Origin of the sequence: Thermoactinomyces mirandus (assembly GCF_013868055.1) — a bacterium.
Classification (GTDB): domain Bacteria; phylum Bacillota; class Bacilli; order Thermoactinomycetales; family Thermoactinomycetaceae; genus Thermoactinomyces; species Thermoactinomyces mirandus.
This window is the reverse complement of sequence record NZ_JACEOL010000009.1, coordinates 43,750-64,778: the sequence shown is the minus strand read 5'-3', so window position 1 is coordinate 64,778 and position 21,029 is coordinate 43,750. Positions and strand designations below refer to the sequence as shown.

The window sequence follows — 21,029 nt, the reverse complement described above, 5'->3', positions numbered from 1 at the left end:
CATGTCGCAAAATAATAAAGAAGTATTTTTGACACAGGAAGGACTGGAAAAGTTAAAGCAGGAATTGGAGTTTCTGAGAACGCAAAAGCGGCAGGAAGTGGCTCAACGGTTGAAAGAGGCTATTGCACAGGGGGACCTGAGTGAAAACTCCGAATATGATGCGGCCAAGGAAGAGCAGGCTTTTGTAGAATCCCGCATTATTACTTTGGAAAATATGATTCACAATGCGAAAATTATCGATGGCATGAACCAGGATAAAAACGTGGTTAATGTTGGATCGAAAGTAACCATTCAGGAACAGCCTGATGGTGATCAGGAAACCTATACGATTGTCGGAAGTGCGGAGTCTGATCCGTCTTCTTTTAAAATTTCCAATGAATCCCCGATCGGCAATGAACTGATCGGCAAAAGAGTCGGAGAAGTCGTCAATGTATCCACTCCGTCCGGAACCATCCAATTCAAGATTGTGAAGATTGACTGAAAAAAGTTCACAGGAAACAGAAATGGCTTCCATATGGATCAATAGACTGGAAACCTTTACTGACGGCAAAGGATAAACGATATATATCAAAGAACAGGAGGGGAGTCCGGAAACTCCCCTCTTATCTGTTTATAATATGAGGTTTTACGCTGCGCAAAAAGGCTTCGATTTTTGCAATTTCACTTAAGCCGACATGAAATTTCCGAAGGGCACTATTTAAATGCTTGATCGCAATTTCATACTCTTCTGATGTAATATTTAAACCAGCGTGAGCTTGCCGCAAAGTGCTTCCTTCATATTGCGGGGAACCACCCAGAGCGTAACTCATGAAATAGGTGATCTGACTGCGCCGCAAGGCTTCAATATTCACACCGACAAAATGATGGTTTACCCGGTCATCTTGCATCATTCTGTTGTAAAATTCTGTGATTACTGCAGCGATTGCCTGTTCTCCACCAAGCCGTTCGTACAGAGTGCTTTTTGTACTTCTTAGCATAAGCAACCTCCGTTCATAGCAAGAAAAGTGAAAATTAACAAAAAATTTGAGCCAATATACAAAAATGGAATAAAGATGGATTCAGCCCAACCTGTACGAAACAGAATTAGATGGATTTAACTTGCCGATTGGTTTCATAGAAAAGTGTATTCTATTTCCTTTGGAAGTGCAATCAAAAATGAGTTAATTTTTTTAATTCAGGAGAGTCTTCTGTGTAAAAATGTGGTCTGTCTGCCGGGATGGAATCGGGTTCTGAAGAACGGAAAGGATGAAGCGGTTTTAAAATTTTCTTCCTTCTGCCGGTTTTTTTCGCATTCCCGGAGTTCCGCATCAGAAACGGGACTTGTTTGTATCATTTGTCCACATGGGATCTTCCGGCCCGATCTGTTTGTACGCTTCCTGAATGGCTTTTGTTACCTGATTGGCGGAATCTTCCTCAAAAAACCCGGAAGAAAACTCTGTGTCGGTATTGGTGGGGGTAATTTTTTGTGTGTCTTTGATTCAGGCCCTTAACGGAAAATCCTATTTTGGAAGATTTCATTTGCAACAAAGTAAGAAACTTTTTTACCTATATGAAAACTCGTTTTGTTCTCCAGCTCTTATATTCAATTTCAGCCTACTATTTAGCCTATCTCAAGAAAATCAACCGCAAAACAAATCAAATTGAGAAAGAGTTGCGGCAGTCCTTGAGAAATCAAGAGCTCTTTTCCTTATTAAATCTGGAAAAAAGTCTTGTTTATTTTGCTACTTCATTAAAAACAAATAAGTGGTGACAGAGAAGCTGTTGAAAAGCCAGTATCTGAAAATGTATGAAGATGATCAACATTTACTTGAAGATGTCATTATCGAAAATAAACAGACGATTGAAATGGCTGAGATTTACAGTTCGATTTTAAGTGGATTGATGGATGCCTTTGCTTCTGTGATTTCAAACAATTTGAATCATGTAATGAAAATATTGACTTCCATTACAATCGTTCTAACCGTTCCTATTATGATTGCGATCATATATGGAATGAATGTACCTTTGCCTTATCAAGAAAGTCCACATGCCTTTGCGGGAATCATGATTTTGTCTCTTGTTCTTTCACCGATTACTGCCATTGTCTTTTGGGAGTTACGTAAACGAATGGAGTGGGTGAAATCATTGTTCTTTAAGAACAAAGAGGTGACTAATTGACGATGTTGCAATTACAGATCTTTGTAACCCGATATATTAGGGATGAAACATTTCGAGAAAGGGTGAAAATGCAGCCACCTGATATGCAATTTAAAAATTTCGAATTCTCTAAAGAAGAGCTTAACCTCGCAAATATGCTTGATCTTTCTCAATTAGATCGAATAAGTATCAAGATAATGAATGAACGTAAAGAAAAAAGAAGAGCAGATTTGATTGAGTTTGTATCTGTTTTGCAACAGGTTGGTATTTATGATGAGTTTTGTCGATCATTTGCGCAAGCTAACACAGTTGGATCTCTATCTCCAAAAGTAGATGCTCAAAGATTTCATAATTATGCTCATCAATATATAAAGGAAAAAGGTTTACCGAAAGTTCTATCAGATCTTGCAACTTACTCTTATCAAATATTTATAGTTTCACAAAGTGCTTTGCAAGATCCGTTTAATGATAAGACATTTAATTGGGACATGCCTCTGTTTTTAAAACGTCCCTTCAAGATAAAAACTTTTTCTTACGATTTAACACAAATTATTGATAATCCAGAAATTAAAACATTAGAGCAACTGCAAAGATTACCAAAGAAACGGACAACGTATTTCTTCCAGAAAGATTATCTTAATCCGATTAGTTCACATGTTTTTGAGATAGACGATCCTAGCTTTTTTGATCTTCTTCAAAAAAATTATACAGCAAAAGAAATTCTACAGCAGGCGAGTTCACATGAAAAACAAGAAGAGTGGAAGGAGCTTATTAAGGATATTTATGAATCTGAAATTATTGGTTCAAAAAATCCTTAAAAGGAGGAGGTGAAAACGATGAGAAAAGTTCAAGTTCGCAACATAACAAAGGTCACATTGTTAAACCTACCAGTTAAAGTGTTGAGCGGGAGGTAATTGCCTCCCGCAGATTTTAGTTAAAGGGGGTTTCTTAAATCTGCGGTATTGCTGGATTTCATGTTCAGTGTGATCGCTATCAAGCATATTCACAGCTACAAACATTTATACACTCCTTAGCGCACCGAGGATCTGATTCGTATGGAATGCATTTGGATGACTATATGGCTATTGGTGCTCGTAGACTTGGTATTCGTGATTTAAAAAATGGTCAACAGCCCTATTTTAATGAAAGAAAAGATATAGTTGTTGTATTTAATGGTGAAATATATAACGATACTCAGCTTCGTTCTTGGCTGGAATTACGGGGGCATTGTATTGATTCAGATTCTGATGGATCTATTCTTCCCAATCTTTACGAAGAGAGAGGAGCGGATTTGTTCGAAGACCTAGATGGAATGTTTGCGATCGCTATTTGGGATATTAAAAAGAAAATCTTGTTATTAGGTGTAGATTTAGTAGGGATTAAACCATTATACTAAACAGATTGCTCAAATAAAGTATTTTCTTTTGCGTCTGAGATAAAAGCAATCCAAACTCTTTATAGAAGTCCCTTTCAACTGGATGGATCTTCTATTGGAAGCTATCTTTTGTTTAAATCTATTCCTGCTCCTTACACTCCTTATAAGGAGATCCGTAAACTTAAACCAGGCGAAATATTAATTTATCAAGCAGATAAGAAGATATTGACAAAAAAACATTATCATCAAAATATATCATTTTCTCCTTTACCTTTTAGGAAATTCTTTTTTGAAACAGTTAAAACCACTATGAAAAGTGATGTAAAAGTAGCCTGTATCGCTAGACTAGTGGAGGATTAGATTCAAACTTAGTCTTAAAAGCAATGGTTGAACAAATGGATCGATCTATTTCAGTTTTTTCAGTGGGTTATCCCATATTAACAGAAGATGATGAACGAAAATATGCTTGTCGAATGACACAGGAAGTAGGTGGAGAATTTCATTCGGTAACCATTGCCTCCAAAGAAGTCCCAGAACTTTTGCGGGATGTCAATTGGCATCTAGACGAGCCTAGGGCTCATTCAATACAAGCGCGGAAAATTAATATCTTCATCCCAAATGGATTTTAAAACAGTTATATAATAATGGATTGTATTGCAATAATAATTTTAAAGATAAAAAGGCTCTCCCTAATGGAAATCAAAGGGGAGCCTTTTTGATTAATCAACTCGATTTTCTTTTGATAATTATTAGTGCAATTGCCGAAAAAATAGAGATGGCTAAGTCGATTCAACCCTCGTCACTGGTTAAAAACCGACAAGGAGGAGATTGCACGTCGTTCTGGAAAGCAAGAGATCTTGGATAAGGCTCAAAAATTACGTAAGTACATGATTGAAAAAAGAGATTTGGGAGAACGTTTTTCTATTAATGACTGGGAAGAACTAACTGCATAAATTAAATTGGGCTTTGTCTCACAGATCGTATGGCCATCATAGCCTAACGCATCTTTAGGCAAAGCCCATCTCATATTTGAGAGGTGTAGATATGAGGAAGGAAATTTTATCTCAACAGGTCACCCATAGAACAAACAAATGGAAGTCAATCATTCCTATTAGCTTTATATTAACTTGGAGCAGTGGAGCCATATTTGTTAAATTGGGGAGAGAGGTATTTCTGGTGAGCTCAAACTTCTCTTTTTTCATCTGCTCACCTCCAGTATGATGGATAATTTTAAAATGTCACTTCAAGGGGATTTTATGCGCCTGTCGAAATAAGTTTATAGAAAGGGACTGGAGGAAAACGTACTGGAAGAGGTTTTTTGGAATTGCAGGTCAATTCAGTTTGGATTATGATGTTATAAGGTTCAGTATCATTTTTTAAGTTTTATTAAGGAGAGAGTGGAACGTGGAATCATTTCAAGAAGGATTTTCATCATTTATTACCGGTTTTTCCATCGTTTTTCTGGTAGCAGTTGTTGTTTGGATGGTCGGACTCGTTGTCTTGTTGTTCCGTGAGTTGTTTTCTCCGGTCCGCTTTGAACTCCGTACCTATATTCACAAGGTTTTCCGGATGCTCCTGTCCAGCCTGGAGTGGACGTTTTATGGTTTTGTGATTGTAGGTCCCATCCTGATGTTTATGACCAAAAACTACATGACTTATGGCATGATTACCATTGCTGCTGTGATCCTGAGCGCGATCAGTCTGTATATCCGCAGCCAGACTGGCGGTTTTGGCGGAAAGTCTTTCCGGTTTCGGAAAGAAAAATAAACCGATTGGTTTTTTAACCAGTTGGTTTATTTTTTGTGCAATATGACCGGCTTATCTTTTTCATCCCTTTACTTTACTTACTTATTGAGTGATAATAATAGGAAAATTTATTTTCAGGTACGGATGTGAGAGGTATGCCGATTGAAGAATTACTGGCCAAAGCGGGTGAGTATTTATCTGAAGAAGATGTCGAGCAGCTGAAGGATGCCTATGAGTTTGCCAGGCAGGCCCACGAGGGGCAGAAGCGAAAGTCAGGCGAGCCCTATATCAATCATCCTGTCGCAGTGGCAGGGATTCTGGCTGACTTGAAAATGGACGTGACGACACTGATTGCAGCCCTGCTGCATGATGTCGTTGAAGATACAAGTGTCACTCTGGAACAGATTGAGGAAAAATTTGGAACAACAGTCGGTAAGCTGGTCGACGGTTTGACCAAATTGCGCAAACGGATGAAATTCAAGTCCAGCGAGGAGCATCAGGCAGAAAACCACCGGAAAATGTTTGTCGCGATGGCCCAGGATATCCGCGTTATTCTGGTCAAACTGGCGGACCGGCTTCATAACATGAGGACATTAAAATACATGTCGGAACACAAACAACGGCAAAAAGCAAAGGAGACATTGGAGATTTTCTCCCCCCTCGCCCACCGTCTCGGGATCTCCAGGATTAAATGGGAGCTGGAGGACATTTCGCTTCGCTACCTGAATCCACATCAATACTACCGCATTGTCCATCTGATGAAGAAAAAGAGAGCAGAACGTGAGAAATATCTGGATGAAGTGATCTCAACCCTTTCCGAACGACTGGAAAACATGGGTGTCCAGGTGCTGGACATCTCAGGGCGCCCCAAGCATATTTACAGTATTTACCGAAAAATGGTTACGCAGAACAAGGAATTTAACGAGATTTATGACCTGATGGCTGTTCGCGTTATTGTGGAAACGGTGCGTGACTGTTATGCGGTGCTGGGCATCATCCATACTATCTGGAAACCCATGCCTGGCCGCTTTAAAGATTATATCGCCATGCCGAAAGTCAACATGTACCAATCCCTGCATACCACTGTGATCGGCCCCAAAGGCGAACCGATCGAGGTACAGATTCGCACCATGGAAATGCACCGGACGGCTGAGTACGGGATTGCTGCGCATTGGGCGTACAAAGAGGGCGGAACGGTTGAAAACAGCAAATTTGAAGAGAAATTGAAGTGGTTCCGGGAAATGATGGAACTGCAGCAGGAAACACGGGATGCCCAGGAATTTGTGGAAAGCCTGAAAGTGGACTGGTTTTCCGATTCCGTTTTCGTGTTTACCCCCAAGGGAGATGTGATCGAACTGCCTATGGGTTCGGTACCGCTCGATTTTGCCTACCGGATTCATACCGATATTGGCAATATGTGTATCGGGGCGAAGGTAAACGGAAAAATCGTCCCCCTCGATTACAAGCTGAATACAGGCGACATTGTCGAAATCCTTACCTCGAAGCACAGTTACGGACCCAGCCAGGACTGGCTGAAGATCGTGAAGTCTTCCCATGCCCGCAATAAAATCCGCAACTGGTTCAAGAAACAGCAGCGCGAAGAAAGCATCATCAAAGGGCGTGAGATGGTTGAAAACCTTTTGAAAAAGAATGATTTTGAGGTAAATGAAGTCATGACCAATGAACGCATCCAGGAAGTGACCGGCAAATTCAATTTCCAGGATGCCGATGATATGTTTGCCGCCGTAGGATACGGGGGAATTTCCTCCGCTCAGGTGGTTCATCGGCTGACTGACGGGTTGAAAGAGGAGAAACTCGTCGTATTGCCCGATGTCAAAACAGTAAGGCGCAGCCATTACAAAGCGAATCAGGGTGTCCGGGTGAAAGGGGTGGACAATCTCCTGATTCGCCTGTCGCGTTGCTGCAATCCGGTCCCGGGAGATGATATTGCCGGATACGTTACCCAGGGGCGGGGAATTACGGTACACCGGACCGATTGCCCCAATCTCGAAAGCGTGCCGGATGAACGGCGGATTGATGTGGAATGGGACAGCCAGACCGCCCAGACGTACATGGTTGACCTCGAAGTGACCGGATTTGACCGTCCGGGCCTGCTGAATGAGGTACTGCAGGCGATCAATGATTCCAAAACCAGTTTGTCCGCGGTCAGTGCCAAGGGTGACAAGCGCGGGATCGCTTCGATCCATGTCCGCGTGGGAATTCACAACATCAAGCACTTGAAATCCGTCGTCGAACGACTCAAGCGTGTCCATGATATCTATAGCGTACAACGAATCATGCAGTAAGGATGATCATACATGAGAGTGGTTTTGCAACGTGTGAAAGATGCCCGTGTCACCGTCGCGGGAAAGGTAACGGGAGCCATTGATCACGGGCTCCTGCTTCTGGTTGCCTTTAGCGAAGGGGATACGGAAGAAGACTTGCACTATTTGGCCGGAAAATCGGTCAATCTGCGTATTTTTGAAGATGAGAACGGGAAAATGAATCATTCCCTGCTCGATGTCGGTGGCGGCATCCTGTCCGTCTCCCAGTTCACCCTGTACGGGGATTGCCGCAAAGGAAGGCGCCCCAACTTCATGCGTTCCGCCAAACCCGAACTGGCCGAACCGTTATACCATCGTTTCAACGAGATCCTGAAAAGCTATGATGTCCCTGTGGAAACAGGCATTTTCGGCGCCATGATGCAGGTATCCTTTACCAACGACGGTCCCGTAACCCTGATTCTGGAAAGCAGGGAATAAAAGTATAAAGAGACAGAATGAAATAGATTATTTATGTTTGTCAAATATGTCGTCGACCCCCAGTAGAGGAGTAAACCCGGGGGATCGACGACACTGAATATTCTGATAAATATTTTGGAAGTTAGCATAGTTACTGGATTCTTTGTTTTTGAGGTAAAAAACAGGCAAGTAAAGAGGAAATTCGGATAATTTATAGAATGGCTTAATAGCACCACTTTTTGGGGTTTGGATCGTACCTATAAGGAATTGAAACTCCGTTTGGAAAGATCTAGGACCACATCTTTTTCTTTGTTTGGATCGTACCTATAAGGAATTGAAACCCTCGAGCCATAGTTCAAAATCTCCTCCAGTAGTTCGTTTGGATCGTACCTATAAGGAATTGAAACCCCCCAAAAGTGCAATAAGAGTGCTAAATTACTACCGTTTGGATCGTACCTATAAGGAATTGAAACTAGCAAAATTTCGACCAGGGAAATGGATCTCCCTGGGTTTGGATCGTACCTATAAGGAATTGAAACACACACCAGAAAAGGGATAATGGCTGGTTGCAGCGCGGTTTGGATCGTACCTATAAGGAATTGAAACCAGTACGTATGTAGACGCACTCCCGAAGCTAGTCAAAGTTTGGATCGTACCTATAAGGAATTGAAACCGTCTGAGGACTTCCTAAAGTATTCGGGAGCTATGGCGTTTGGATCGTACCTATAAGGAATTGAAACTATCCAGTGAGGGAGTGGTTCACCGTCAAAGAAGTGTTTGGATCGTACCTATAAGGAATTGAAACAGAACAAACCTGTCCAGGACATTTTTCTTCAAATCAGTTTGGATCGTACCTATAAGGAATTGAAACTGATGATCGGAGAGCATATGAAGTCGTTAAAGCTAAGTTTGGATCGTACCTATAAGGAATTGAAACTTGTCCCTGCAACGCGGCGATTAATTCGTTTAGCTTAGGTTTGGATCGTACCTATAAGGAATTGAAACCCCTCTCTTCTTGCTCAAGCAATTTTGCGATATTCGGGTTTGGATCGTACCTATAAGGAATTGAAACATTCCAAAAACGAGCGACTCCGCGACAACTTGGTCGGTTTGGATCGTACCTATAAGGAATTGAAACTTCCGCCCAGCCACGGAGCCGATACCTTTTAAAGCCGTTTGGATCGTACCTATAAGGAATTGAAACGGATCACGCCCCGGCTTCGAAGGGTCGCCAGGGATTGTTTGGATCGTACCTACAAGGAATTGAAGCTTGTCGATTTTAATGGACTCGCAGGGCAACCACCATCCCGGTGTAAAATAACATCGTAAGCATGCCCAAGTTCCCCGGCTTGATGGATCGAGCGAACCTGCTCCTCTTGTCAAGGCCCTTTCTGAAACAGAAACTTGTACTGTTCCTGTGAGCCGGTTTTGAACTTTAGCAGTTGTTAGTAGCGGGATTCCTGCTTCAATGGTTCACCGTCAGTTCTGCACAAACTGAATATTCAAAATTAATGTTGCAATAAAATTAAGAAAAATGTTAAAATAATGGCGTAACCAAATCGAGGAAAAGGAGACGCATTGTGTAAATCGGTAAAAATCCAAACATTTTCGGGAGGGAGAATTGGACATGATGGGAAAGGGTAAGGCTTCGCTTTTTCTTGCCTTTGCTTTTGCGTTTTCGCTTGTTTTTGGTACCGTTCCTGTTACGGGCGCTAAAACCGTTGTTCAGGTGAACCATGCAGATTTGGGTAAGGTTCCCTATCAGATTGTAGACACGAATGGAGACATTCACAGCTACAAAACCAAAGCAGATTACCTGGCTGCCGAAAAGAAATTCAGGGAAAAATGGTCCAGGGAGACTGACGGGATTCGTGCACAAGCATCAGACTATGCTACAGAATCATTTGAGCACGCTTATTTTGGAGGGTGGAAATATACTACTCCGGTGGGGTATTACACAAACTTCAATAACAGCCATTACAATGACGGGGTTTCCTCTTTGAAAACAGCCAGAAAAAGTTCCGGAACACAGGTTTGTTACCACCGGGATGGAGGCGAGCCATGCAAAACCTTCGGGCCCGGGCTGGATATCGTAAATGTGGGTGATGGCTGGAATGACCAGATTTCTTACATTCGGGTGTACCGGTAACATATTTGATCCATGCCAAAGGAACAGATGGAAATTGTCTGACTGGAGTTCTTAAGCCTGCAGTTTTGCCTGTGGAAGCTTGTGCCCGCTCCTGTACAAACAGCACCACCAGTATGGTTTCTTCAACCGCTCCCTCATTCCGGGATCAAGCAATCCATTTGCAGTTCAACCAGGACATATTTATCTCGACTGCCCGGACATGATCATGGAACTCAAAATGGTAATAACCTGTTTCTGCTCTTTGGTATGGCAGGGTTATATACACGAAATTGCGGGTATCAGGAAATTGTTGGAGGCATATATTGCTGCTGCAGTTTGGCTTGTGGCAGGAATATTGGCCCATTTTGTATATATTTATAAAAAATGCACCTGATTTTTTGAATGGATCAAAACGGAAACGGGTTTTTAAAACCGTTCCCTGTAATAGTTATTTACAATCAGACCATAGTTCTGTATCGAACAGAACTATGGTTATGTCTTCCTGGCAGGGGTAAGACCAAATGTGCTATTGACCAGAAAAATTGGCCTTGGTCAATAATTTCAAATAATAAAAAAACAGAAAAGAAACTTTGCAAAAGCCAGCTTAACCAATTGCCTTTTTACCCGCCGCAAGGGCGATGATGAGCCAGCCAATGACAAAGCTGACACCGCCAAACGGGGTGATCATTCCCAAATTGCTGATATTGGTCAGGACAAGAGTATACAAGCTTCCTGAGAACAGGACGATGCCCGCAAACAGGAGCCATCCTCCAGTGGCCAGAAGCGGGGAAGCGCCAGATGCCTTGCCAAGCAAAAGCCCGACCACGACCAGCGCCAAGGCGTGAATCAGGTGATATTCGGCACCGGTGTTCCAGGTCGTCAGCATTTTTTCAGTGACCTGGCCAGCCAGTCCGTGCGCACCAAATGCGCCCATGGAGATGGCGATAGCCATATTGATGCTCCCCAGGATCACAAACAGTCTCATATGAATCACTCCTGTCTAAACATGAAATAATTATGTGATTGTGTTAACTATAACATAGTTCACCATAAAAAAATCAATTTTTTTCTTGACAAACGGGGCTTTGGTCATTAAAATTATTAATCAAATCCTTCGGAAATGAATATTTGCACAATGAAGGGAAAAGTAGTTGTCTGACGAGCAGACAGAGAGGGGTTCCCGCAGGCTGGAAGGACCCTGTGTGACGAGGCAATGAAAGACACCTGGAGGATCTAACCGAACGCCAGCTGCTGGTTAGTAGACTTGGACGTCATCCCGGCGATAACGGGTACGAGTGGAAAACGTATTGTTTTCAATTGGGGTGGCACCACGGGAATCGTTAAACCAATCTCTCGTCCCTGACAAAAGGTCAGTGGCGGGAGATTTTTTAATTTCGGCAAGATCAGAGTATGGCTGATTACAGGAGGTTAGCATTCCATGAAATATCAAGCAGCACTAAAATATTCCATTCCTCGCGGGACGGATGACATTCTTCCGGCCGAGGCCGAAAAATGGCAATGGATCGAAGAGATGGCACGCAAAACCTGCCATCTTTACGGATACCAGGAAATTCGCACGCCTTTGTTTGAACATACGGAACTTTTCCAGCGGGGTGTCGGCGAAGCGACAGATATTGTGGAAAAAGAGATGTATACGTTTCAGGATCGCGGGGAACGCCTGTTGTCCCTCCGACCGGAAGGAACGGCCGGCGTTGTCCGCTCCTTTGTGGAGAAAAAGGTTTTTGCCGAACCGCAGCCGACCAAGTGGTATTACATCGGGCCGATGTTTCGTTATGAAAACCCGCAGGCAGGAAGAAGACGCCAGTTTCACCAGTTTGGCGTGGAGGTGTTTGGCAGCGCCGACCCTGCCCTGGACGCGGAAGTGATCGCGCTTGGCATCCATTATTTTGAAGCGCTTGGCCTGACAAGAGTCCGCGTGGAGATCAACAGTGTCGGGGATCCCGAAACCCGCGCCAGATACCGGAAAAAACTGATTGACTACTTTGAACCGTACAAGGAACAGCTGGCCAGGGAAGCCCGGGACCGCCTGTATAAAAATCCGCTCCGCATTCTGGACAGCAAAGATCCTAAAACAAAGGAAATCGCGCGGAATGCGCCTTCCATCCTGGATTCTCTGAGTGTTGCGGCGGAGCAGCACTTCGGGCAGGTCAGAAAGTACCTCGATGTGCTGGAGGTTCCTTATGTCGTAAATGACCGCCTGGTGCGGGGGCTGGATTATTATACACATACCGCGTTTGAATATGTGGTGGACATTCCGGGAGCGCAGGCCGGTTCTATCGGCGGAGGCGGCCGGTATGACAGGCTGATCGGTGAATTTGGCGGACCCGATCTGCCCGGCTTTGGCTTCGGGATCGGTATGGAACGGGTACTTTTGGCCCTGGAGGAGCAAAACGTGGAGATCCCTGTGCAAAAAAGGCTTGACTGTTACCTGATCACGCTGGGCGAGGCGGCGAAAGCGGCCGGCATGAAATGGCTGGAAGCCTTGAGACGGGCAGGGGTGAAAGCTGACCGGGATTACATGAACCGGAAAATGAAGGCCCAATTCAAACAGGCCGATCGGAATGGAGCCAGATTTGTGGCCATATTGGGTGACGATGAACTGAAGCAGGGCAAAATCAATGTCAAACACCAGGAATCCGGAAAACAGGAAACGATTGACCTGGATCAGTTTATTTCATACATCAAGGAAAACTGCAGGAGGGGTTAGGAGTGGAAAGGGTTTATCGTACACATTATGTTTCCCAATGCACGAAAGAGTTGGCTGGAAAAACGATCATTCTGAACGGATGGGTGCAAAAACGCCGCGATCTGGGAGGGCTGATCTTTGTCGACTTGCGCGACCGGTCCGGGCTGGTGCAAGTGGTGTTTAATCCGGATATTTCCCCGGAAGCGGTGGCTGTTGCTGAGCAAGTGCGGAGCGAGTATGTCCTGGCGGTGGAGGGGACGGTTGTTGAGCGTGCTCCCGAAAATGTGAATCCAAAATTGAAAACGGGAGAAATTGAAGTTTACGGAAAAGCAATCCATGTGTTCAACCCGGCCAAGACCCCTCCCTTTATGATCAGCGACCGTGAAGAGATCGATGAATCGATCCGGTTGAAATACCGCTATCTGGACCTGCGTCGTCCGAAAATGCTGGAGACCCTGCGCGTACGGCACAAAGCGATGCAAGTGGTTCGCCGTTTCCTGGATAAACATGGTTTCATGGAATTGGAAACCCCGATGTTGACGAAAAGCACACCGGAAGGGGCACGCGATTACCTGGTGCCGAGCCGGGTTCATGAAGGGGAATTTTACGCGCTGCCTCAATCCCCGCAATTGTTTAAGCAGTTATTCATGGTGGCGGGCATGGAACGCTATTTCCAGTTTGCACGCTGTTTTCGGGATGAAGACCTGCGTGCCGACCGCCAGCCGGAATTTACACAGATCGATATTGAAGCGTCGTTTTTGCCGGCAGAAACATTCCAGGAACTCATGGAGCAAATGATGGTTGAGGTATTTAAAGAGACAATCGGAATAGAAGTGCCGACTCCTTTCCCGCGTCTGACTTACCAGGAGGCGATGGAGCGTTATGGATCGGATAAGCCGGATCTGCGCTTCGGCATGGAAATTAAAGATTTGTCTTCCGCTCTTGAGAATACTTCATTTAAGGTGTTCGCAAATACCATTCAACATGGCGGAAAGGTAAAAGCAGTTATGGCGGAAGGCTGTGCAGACTGGAGCCGCAAGGAGATCGACAACTGGAACAAGGCGGCGCAGAAACTTGGCGCCAAAGGGCTTGCATGGATTGCTTTCAAGGAAGAGGGTGTCAAAGGATCGGTCGCCAAATTCCTGTCCGAAAAGGAAGTCGAGGCGATCCGGGAAATAACCGGCGCCAAAACGGGAGATTTGCTCTTCTTTGTCGCTGACCAACCGGATCTGGCTGCACAGGTGCTGGGGCAATTAAGGCTGCAACTGGGGGAGAAGCTTGGCCTCATCGATGAAAATGCCTACCGTTTTGCCTGGATCACGGACTTCCCGCTGCTCGAATACTCTGAGGAAGATGGCCGTTATTATGCGATGCATCATCCCTTTACCATGCCTGTGGAAGAGGATATTCCCTTGCTGGACCGGGAGCCTGGCAAAGTACGGGCCAAAGCCTATGATATGGTGTTGAACGGATATGAGATCGGGGGCGGAAGCCAGCGGATTTACCGCCGGGAAATCCAGGAGAAAATGTTCAGGACGCTTGGAATCTCTCCGGATGAAGCAAAAGAGAAATTCGGCTTTTTGCTGGAGGCCTTTGAATACGGGGCACCGCCACACGGCGGAATCGCGTTCGGATTTGACCGGATTGTCATGCTGCTGGCAAAAAGGAACAATCTGCGTGAATGTATCGCATTTCCGAAAACGGCAAATGCCACCTGCCTGTTGACCGATGCGCCATCTCCGGTGGAAAAGGAACAACTGGACGAACTTCATATTGAAATCAAGTCCAGGGCAAGGGTTTAAAACATGGTCTTTGCTTGATAAATCTCTAAAAGTCTGTTAAAATAATAACAAAATGAGTCCTGCGATGTACGTGTCCGCCGGGATGTTTTGAGCCAACACCCGAACATAGGGAATCTGTGTCACCCATTGCGCGAGGATGCCCCTTTGGGGGGACCTTCAGACATGGGTGCAGGATACCCACCTGCTGAGAGCAGGTTCAAAACAAACGGAGCACGGCATAACGGGGCTCTTTTTTTATGTATATCCTTTATTTATCTGGAAAAAATGGGAATGCAACCAGAAGAGGCGGGGAAAACCAATGGTTATTGGTGTGGATATAGATAACACGATCAAAGATACCCAGCGCGCGGCGGTAAAAGTTTACAACCGGAAACTGAACAGGACGGTAAAGGTGGAAGATGTCAGGGAATTCTATCTGGACCAGGCTTACGGACTGACGCCCCAGGAGGGAAGAAAGCTTTGGCGCAGCCTGGAAGAAGAAATTTATCGGATTGGCGTCCCTCTGCAAAATGCGGCCAGGGTTTTGAATGAACTGGCTGATGAAGGGCATCGGATCTATTTCATAACGGCACGGCCCGGGACCAAAAACATCGAGGCAATCACCCGAAAATGGCTGAAAAAATACGGATTTCCCTATACCGGGGATAATCTGGTCATGAATGCGCAGGATAAAGCCAAAGTCGCCAAAATACTGGGGGTTGAGCTGTTTTTTGAAGATGCTCCGAATCATTTGGAAAACCTGGTGAAAAACAAGGTGCCTGTCGTTATTGTGGATGCAGTCTATAATCGCCTTTTCCCCGTCCCGCTGAAAAGAATTACAGATTGGGAACAAGTGCATGACCTGGTACAGGAAATGGAAAACCAAAAAAAGCAAAGAAGCCGTAAAGTGTAATGACCTGTTTTGATTTACGCTTTTTATTTATATTGAGATTAAATTTTTATCTTTAATAAATAAAAATTTATAGGAAGTCTGAAATTTCCTGTTTTGATTAAATGGTAAAACAAATCCCTTTGGGACCATTTTAAAAAACAAGGAAGAGCCGCCACATCCATAGCGGCTCTCTGTTATCTAATCAGGAAGCTGTCCATCCATTTTTAACTTCCTCGCTTAATAAACTAATCCACCATATACCCATGCCGGATGACCTGAAACGTTTTCTATCTCGATTTTGTAGTATCCCGTTTTGAGGCCAGTCGGATGAATGAACCACCGATGACCTACTTCCTGAGTGGATCTGGACAAAAGCAATTTTCCATTTTGGTCGTAGAAGTTAAAGCGGATGTATCCGTTAAGCTTTGGATCTACAGGACTCTGAACCCCGCGAATAAAGTCATCGCTGGTTAGATAAAAAGGGTTTCCACTATTGGGCCAAACCGAGTTTGAGAAACTGTCGTTTCCAAAATCATAGGTTCGGCCATCAGGATAGGAATTAGAAATTGTAATTGCTGACCGAACAGCATCAGCAAACTTATTCATCTGGGATGGATTATCTAACAACTCTTCCCTCAAAGCAGTAGTCAGTTCCATTTGTGCTCCTTGCAGGTTTCTGCTTTTATTTGCGATATTTTTTGGATGGTTCCCATTAAGATCTTCAGGGGTCGTTTCAATGCGGAAACCGGCAGCGGACAATTTTTTCGAAATGTTGTTCATTGGGTTTGGATTGGTTCCACCCGTGTAAACTATTTTTTCTGTCCCTTTTGCACCATGAATGGAAACGACCCTGTTTTTTTGTGCTGTCATTTTCAATGCAGTTGGTTCATCAAAATTTTTCGATGTTAAATGCAGATCATTCCGCTTGTCTTTGTTTGAATCTTCATAGATCAAAGCTTCAAAAATATAGTAACTGTGGTCATTTTTTGCAATTGCTTTCGCAAGTTCATCAGTTCCCTTTTCGATCTTTCCACTGTGGACCGCCAGGATAATTACGTCATTTGGTCTTGACCGGGTTTCAATTACAAAGTCTTTTCTCTTCTGATAATGCGCTGACAGTTCCTCATAGTTGTCAAAAATGTCCGAAGCAGCAAAAGTACTGGATAAAGGCGAAATAGTTAATAAGAACTCAATACGAATGTCGAAATTAATTTTTTCATTAGATTCTTCTTTTCTTGGTTCAAACTCGGCTGAAAATATGTATCAAGAACTGATGAAAACATCGAATTTTACATCATTGCTCTTTAACGATGCTGTTTTATGGAGGAAATCGCTCCTTGACTGGAGCGATTTCTCATTGTACGGGTCCTTGGGGATTGGGCGGGGCCGTGTTTCCTGACGGGGTTGCCGGTGCGTAAGAAGCAATCATTGTTTGCATGACGTTTGCCGGGAATTGTGGAACCTGATAATACCCCTTCTTGTTCTGGTAAAGGAAAATCTCATAGGCCATTTCACAGCAATTGGGGACGCTGTCGGCAATCACGCGGCGCACCACCGGGTTTGTTACTTCACAGGCTGCTCTGGCTTTGTCCGCAGCGGAGGTTTTCATCAGTGTCATCATTTGTGCGGAAATGTGTTCATTATTAAATTCAGCCGGGGACTGAATCGGTTTCTTTGGCTGGCCCGGTTTCAGCCCGTATTCCACATTGTTTCCTTGCTGCATTTTGTATTGGGCCGTCGGCATGGACGGATCTTTTCCGGTTGTTAAACATTCCAGCAACGTGTTGTATTCCTGTGCCATGAACCGGTATTGGCGATGGATGATGTCGCGGAGTTCCTGGCAGGTACATTGCTGTTCCAGCACCCGGTACTGGTTCATTGCGTTTTGTGCGGCTGACAGCAGTTCATGCACATCCAGCACTTCATGGGCGCCATGGTTTAATTGGGGGGGAACGGAAGGATTGACAGTCCTGTTTTCCTGTTGCTGATTGAATTGATTCACATCTTTTCCTCCTTTCATTAAGTAATATGACCAAATTTAAAAACGATACACTCACTTTTTACAGTAAAAAATTGGTAGCAAAAATAATAATTCATGCCTGTCAAACGAGCGTATACGAAAAATGCTGTCCCAGTGGGGATTTCCGGAAAACAGGAGATGCCATCTGATATTATCCAGACCATGACCGGGGCGCCAGCCTGTGCGCCAACATTGCTTATCAGGCAAAACGTGCAGGCGGGGGCAGAGATCGCTCTCTCGCGTACCAGTTGTAAAAGGGACTCGAAGAATCTTGTTGTTCAGATCGGAAAAATTCCTGTAGTGCCGGACACCATAGGGTTCCGGGTGTACCGTTCCTGATGTGGAAACGATTTCTAATCAACACTAAACGGGTCAGGTTTGGCAGTGGCAAAAACTTGTTCCAATTTGTGAAATTTTCTTTGTTTCTCGGGCGATTATGATGAACCGGCTTGAAAAGCAACTGTTTTGCGTATATATTAAGAGGAAACTTTACATATTCCGAAACCTTGAGGCAGAAACAAAGTGTTAAAAAACAAGCTTTTGCTTTGTGGAAAAGGGATTGAATCAGGATATTCACGAAAGTTGGGAGAGGGATCTCGTGAAAATCAAGCATATGGGAATCTTTTTTATTGTGATGGCGGTTATTTATACGTCGGTGGAGCTGTTGGTGGAAGCAGGGGAAAGTTTTAACTTCTTTGTTCCACTCGCCTTGCTGGTTGGCGGGATTCATGCCCTGGTAAGGAAAGACAGGGATGAAAAAATTTTCAAAAAGAACAAAGCCTGATGGTTGCCAGTTTCGGGAGCGGTTTTTATATCATGTCATACCCGTGGCAAAGCGATAGCAAATGCTTCGGCAACAAGCGTAAGCAAGTGGAGAACTTGCCAAAGAAGTGAATTCCGGAGTGCCTTCGCTTCTTTCTTGCAAGGCAGAGACGGAACAGAGGCCGAAATCCCACCAATACAGTCTGCCAGGTACGCATCCAAGTACCTGGTTTTCTTGTACGGCAAAACTTCCCTGCTTTTCAAATCAGTTCAATCATCGTCACTTCGGGCCGGCAATAGAGGGGAAACGGCAGAATTGTGGTTCCAAGGCCTCGATTGGTATATAAGGTGAGCCGCTCGCTGATTCGGTATAAACCGGAAGGGTATTTTCTTGCTAAAGCTGGTGTAATCAGCGGGCCCGTTCCGGGAAGCCTGATCTGGCCGCCATGGCTGTGTCCCGACAGCTGCAGGTCAACCGGTCGCTTTTCTGTTTCCTTTGTGTAATCGGGCTCATGAACCAGCAGGATATGAAAAACATCAGGGTCCAAGCGGGGATTCTTGAAAACCTTGGCTGGATCAGGGGTTCCGGACAACAAGTCGTCGATACCGGAAAGATAGATCAAGTCCTGTCCCCTTTTGATCGAAGTTCCTTCATTCATTAACAGGCGAAAACCGGAATTGGCTAGGCATTGCTTGGCATTGCTTGACCAGTTCAACATTTCTCCAATAGTCATGATTGTCCAAAATGGCAAATTTTCCATGGGGAACGGCAAGTTGCTTCCAGATTTTGGAGATGTTGGCTGCCTCGCTTTCCGTAAATAAAATCCCCTGTAAAGCAAATCATGTCCGGAGACAGGGAATCAATTTTTTGACCAGCTGGCCAAGCTGTTCGAGGTCGTAGAAAAAGCCATAGTGAGATCACTGATATGCAGGATTTTCATATGCCTGAAAGATGCGGGCAGGCGAGGGGAAAATACCCGGATGCGGCTGATTTCGATATGGTTTTTTTCCACAAAAAAAGAGTAGCCGGACAGTCCGAGAAGGGCGGGGACGATGGCGGCAGCCATCCCTTTTTTCAGGAAGGCTCTGCGGGTCAGTCTTTTTTCTGAGGTTAATCTTGTAATTGGCATTGTTGTCACCCCGGATCGAAGATTTCCATCAAAGCCTGAAAGGCAATTTTCATTCCTGTTTTGCTTCCAGGCGCAAGAACTTCATCATTTGCTTTCAAGCGGGTGATCCCCGCCTGCCCAAACCGTTTCGCCCTTCTTCAGCGAACGTGTCCTGAATAATTAATGCGATGGCTTGGAAGGATGTTCCTCTTTCATCCAGCGCAGAAAAAGTTGCAGTTTCTGTTCATAGCCGATGGCTGTGGGATGATAAAACGTTTTGCCGCGGTGTTCTTCCGGCAAATACTGCTGTTTGACATAACCCCTCGGATAATCGTGTGGATAAAGATAACCCGTTCCTCTGCCTTGGATTTTGGCGCCGCTGGAGTGGGCATCACGCAAATGAGGAGGAACCCGCCCGCTTTTTTCTTTTTCCACCGCATGGGAAGCTTCCTGAATACCGCGAACGACGGCATTGCTTTTCGGTGCTGTCGCAATATAAATGACGGCCTCCGCCATCGGGATTTGCGCTTCCGGCAATCCGATATAGTCTACGGCATGGGCAGCGGCTGAAGCAATCATCAGCGCGCGCGGATCAGCCATTCCTACATCTTCTGCCGCATGAATGAAAATTCGCCTGGCAATGAAACGGGGGTCCTCGCCGGCTTTCAGCATTTTGGCCAGATAGTAGAGAGCGGCGTCCGGATCGGAGCCACGCATGCTTTTAATAAAAGCCGAGATGGTATCATAGTGGTTGTCTCCGCTTTTGTCATAGCGGATTACCTTTTTCTGGATCGATTCTTCTGCTGTTTCCAAAGTAATGTGGCGTATTCCCTCCTCGCCGGGAGGCGTCGTAATAACCGCCAGTTCCAGCGCGTTGAGTGCATTGCGGCTGTCCCCGCCAGCTGTCCTGACCAGATGCTCCAGGGCATCGTTATCGATTTTTATTTTTTCATTACCAAAACCGCGTTCTTTGTCCTGTAATGTATGGATGAGAATCTTTCTGATTTCATCATCCGTAAGCGGCTTTAACATAAACACCCGCGAACGGGACAAAAGGGCGGCATTTACTTCAAATGACGGATTTTCTGTTGTTGCGCCAATTAATATAATCGTTCCATTTTCTACATAAGGCAGCAGGGCATCCTGCTGGGAACGGTTAAAGCGGTGAATTTCATCGATAAAAAGAACCGAGCGCTTGTCATACATCGTCAGCCGTTCTTTCGATTCTGTCACCACCCTCCGGATGTCCGCCACCCCGGCAGTGACAGCATTCAATTGTTCAAAAAAAGCCTGCGTGTGATTGGCAATTACATGAGCCAGCGTCGTTTTGCCAGTACCTGGCGGTCCGTAAAAAATAATCGAGGACAGGCGATCTGCTTCAATCATCCTTCTCAGCAATTTGCCGGGACCAATGATATGGGACTGACCGATCACTTCATCCAAATGACGGGGGCGCATGCGGGCGGCCAGTGGTTCGCTGTTTGCCTTGTTCTGTTGATGCCCGTACTCAAACAAATCCATGTTGTTCCGCCTTTCTGTTTCGTCGTTAGTAATCAACCAGGTTGCCAGATTTGTTCTACGTCCTATTTTTATGATAAATTCAGGAAATGTAAAGAGAAAATCATCTTTTAG

General features: G+C 44.8%; 21 protein-coding genes, 1 other RNA gene, 2 pseudogenes and 1 CRISPR repeat array. Of the genes and pseudogenes, 16 read left to right on the top strand and 8 right to left on the bottom strand.

Going from position 1 to position 21,029, the window contains the following annotated elements; translation table 11 throughout:
- Position 1 precedes the first annotated feature (1 nt).
- A complete protein-coding gene (greA, locus tag H2C83_RS03305; RefSeq protein ID WP_181737730.1) occupies positions 2 to 481 on the top strand; it encodes a transcription elongation factor GreA in 480 nt (159 codons plus the stop codon).
- A gap of 121 nt (positions 482 to 602) precedes the next feature.
- On the opposite strand, the gene H2C83_RS03300 is transcribed toward greA, so the two are convergent.
- A complete protein-coding gene (locus H2C83_RS03300; protein WP_181737728.1) occupies positions 603 to 977 on the bottom strand; it encodes a group I truncated hemoglobin in 375 nt (124 codons plus the stop codon).
- Between the two features lie 509 nt (positions 978 to 1,486).
- Here H2C83_RS03300 and H2C83_RS03295 point away from each other — a divergent pair.
- The 9 genes and pseudogenes from H2C83_RS03295 to H2C83_RS03250 all read left to right on the top strand — a co-directional run.
- A pseudogene (locus H2C83_RS03295) lies at positions 1,487 to 2,157 on the top strand (magnesium transporter CorA family protein); the annotation flags it as partial.
- Positions 2,154 to 2,954 carry a hypothetical protein gene (locus H2C83_RS03290; RefSeq protein WP_181737726.1) on the top strand — a complete coding sequence of 267 codons (801 nt, stop codon included), beginning with the start codon at positions 2,154 to 2,156 and terminating at the stop codon, positions 2,952 to 2,954. The pseudogene H2C83_RS03295 and the gene H2C83_RS03290, both read left to right, overlap by 4 nt.
- A 134-nt stretch (positions 2,955 to 3,088) precedes the next feature.
- A pseudogene (locus tag H2C83_RS18710) lies at positions 3,089 to 3,871 on the top strand (asparagine synthetase B family protein).
- Positions 3,872 to 3,906: 35 nt separating this feature from the next.
- Positions 3,907 to 4,140 carry an asparagine synthase-related protein gene (locus H2C83_RS03275; protein WP_246333706.1) on the top strand — a complete coding sequence of 78 codons (234 nt, stop codon included), beginning with the start codon at positions 3,907 to 3,909 and terminating at the stop codon, positions 4,138 to 4,140.
- Between the two features lie 198 nt (positions 4,141 to 4,338).
- Entirely contained in the window at positions 4,339 to 4,464 is a 126-nt protein-coding gene (locus H2C83_RS18425) for a hypothetical protein (protein WP_376766327.1), read from the top strand.
- Between the two features lie 451 nt (positions 4,465 to 4,915).
- Positions 4,916 to 5,278: a hypothetical protein gene (locus H2C83_RS03265; protein ID WP_181737716.1), complete on the top strand. Its 363-nt coding sequence runs from the start codon at positions 4,916 to 4,918 to the stop codon at positions 5,276 to 5,278.
- A 134-nt stretch (positions 5,279 to 5,412) separates the two neighbouring features.
- Positions 5,413 to 7,563 carry a RelA/SpoT family protein gene (locus H2C83_RS03260; protein WP_181737714.1) on the top strand — a complete coding sequence of 717 codons (2,151 nt, stop codon included), beginning with the start codon at positions 5,413 to 5,415 and terminating at the stop codon, positions 7,561 to 7,563.
- 12 nt (positions 7,564 to 7,575) lie between these two features.
- Positions 7,576 to 8,019, top strand: a complete 444-nt coding sequence (gene dtd / locus H2C83_RS03255; protein ID WP_181737712.1) for a D-aminoacyl-tRNA deacylase — start codon at positions 7,576 to 7,578, stop codon at positions 8,017 to 8,019.
- A 223-nt stretch (positions 8,020 to 8,242) separates the two neighbouring features.
- Positions 8,243 to 9,268: a CRISPR direct-repeat array (repeat unit 30 nt; unit sequence GTTTGGATCGTACCTATAAGGAATTGAAAC).
- Positions 9,269 to 9,625: 357 nt separating this feature from the next.
- Positions 9,626 to 10,147, top strand: coding sequence for a hypothetical protein (locus tag H2C83_RS03250; protein ID WP_181737710.1), 522 nt, complete (start codon positions 9,626 to 9,628; stop codon positions 10,145 to 10,147).
- Positions 10,148 to 10,730: 583 nt separating this feature from the next.
- Here H2C83_RS03250 and H2C83_RS03245 read toward each other — a convergent pair.
- Positions 10,731 to 11,111, bottom strand: a complete 381-nt coding sequence (locus H2C83_RS03245; RefSeq protein WP_181737708.1) for a DUF423 domain-containing protein — start codon at positions 11,109 to 11,111, stop codon at positions 10,731 to 10,733.
- A 453-nt stretch (positions 11,112 to 11,564) separates the two neighbouring features.
- Here H2C83_RS03245 and hisS point away from each other — a divergent pair, with 453 nt between their 5' ends.
- The 4 genes from hisS (at position 11,565) to H2C83_RS03225 (ending at position 15,527) form a co-directional block, all read left to right on the top strand.
- Positions 11,565 to 12,854 carry a histidine--tRNA ligase gene (gene hisS, locus H2C83_RS03240; RefSeq protein WP_181737706.1) on the top strand — a complete coding sequence of 430 codons (1,290 nt, stop codon included), beginning with the start codon at positions 11,565 to 11,567 and terminating at the stop codon, positions 12,852 to 12,854.
- A 2-nt stretch (positions 12,855 to 12,856) separates the two neighbouring features.
- Positions 12,857 to 14,635, top strand: a complete 1,779-nt coding sequence (gene aspS, locus H2C83_RS03235) for an aspartate--tRNA ligase (protein ID WP_181737704.1) — start codon at positions 12,857 to 12,859, stop codon at positions 14,633 to 14,635.
- Positions 14,636 to 14,688: 53 nt separating this feature from the next.
- Positions 14,689 to 14,866, top strand: a non-coding RNA gene (ssrS, locus tag H2C83_RS03230) — 6S RNA.
- Positions 14,867 to 14,933: 67 nt separating this feature from the next.
- Positions 14,934 to 15,527, top strand: a complete 594-nt coding sequence (locus H2C83_RS03225) for a 5' nucleotidase, NT5C type (protein ID WP_181737702.1) — start codon at positions 14,934 to 14,936, stop codon at positions 15,525 to 15,527.
- Positions 15,528 to 15,743: 216 nt separating this feature from the next.
- Here H2C83_RS03225 and H2C83_RS03220 read toward each other — a convergent pair whose 3' ends face one another.
- Complete coding sequence (locus H2C83_RS03220; protein ID WP_312853841.1) at positions 15,744 to 16,646, bottom strand: poly-gamma-glutamate hydrolase family protein; 903 nt, start codon at positions 16,644 to 16,646, stop codon at positions 15,744 to 15,746.
- A gap of 214 nt (positions 16,647 to 16,860) precedes the next feature.
- Positions 16,861 to 17,508: a spore coat protein gene (locus tag H2C83_RS03215; RefSeq protein WP_312853836.1), complete on the bottom strand. Its 648-nt coding sequence runs from the start codon at positions 17,506 to 17,508 to the stop codon at positions 16,861 to 16,863.
- 93 nt (positions 17,509 to 17,601) lie between these two features.
- On the opposite strand from H2C83_RS03215, the gene H2C83_RS03210 reads away from it, so the two are divergent.
- Together H2C83_RS03210 and H2C83_RS03205 are read left to right on the top strand one after the other, a co-directional pair.
- Positions 17,602 to 17,865: a hypothetical protein gene (locus H2C83_RS03210; protein ID WP_181737698.1), complete on the top strand. Its 264-nt coding sequence runs from the start codon at positions 17,602 to 17,604 to the stop codon at positions 17,863 to 17,865.
- Between the two features lie 259 nt (positions 17,866 to 18,124).
- Positions 18,125 to 18,310, top strand: coding sequence for a hypothetical protein (locus tag H2C83_RS03205; protein ID WP_181737696.1), 186 nt, complete (start codon positions 18,125 to 18,127; stop codon positions 18,308 to 18,310).
- 35 nt (positions 18,311 to 18,345) lie between these two features.
- On the opposite strand, the gene H2C83_RS03200 is transcribed toward H2C83_RS03205, so the two are convergent.
- The 4 genes from H2C83_RS03200 to H2C83_RS03185 form a co-directional block, all read right to left on the bottom strand.
- Positions 18,346 to 18,534 carry a hypothetical protein gene (locus tag H2C83_RS03200; RefSeq protein WP_181737694.1) on the bottom strand — a complete coding sequence of 63 codons (189 nt, stop codon included), beginning with the start codon at positions 18,532 to 18,534 and terminating at the stop codon, positions 18,346 to 18,348.
- Between the two features lie 14 nt (positions 18,535 to 18,548).
- A complete protein-coding gene (locus H2C83_RS03195) occupies positions 18,549 to 19,022 on the bottom strand; it encodes a metallophosphoesterase (RefSeq protein ID WP_181737693.1) in 474 nt (157 codons plus the stop codon).
- 126 nt (positions 19,023 to 19,148) lie between these two features.
- Positions 19,149 to 19,418, bottom strand: a complete 270-nt coding sequence (locus tag H2C83_RS03190) for a hypothetical protein (protein ID WP_181737691.1) — start codon at positions 19,416 to 19,418, stop codon at positions 19,149 to 19,151.
- A 159-nt stretch (positions 19,419 to 19,577) separates the two neighbouring features.
- Positions 19,578 to 20,918 carry an AAA family ATPase gene (locus H2C83_RS03185; RefSeq protein ID WP_181737689.1) on the bottom strand — a complete coding sequence of 447 codons (1,341 nt, stop codon included), beginning with the start codon at positions 20,916 to 20,918 and terminating at the stop codon, positions 19,578 to 19,580.
- Positions 20,919 to 21,029: the final 111 nt, after the last annotated feature.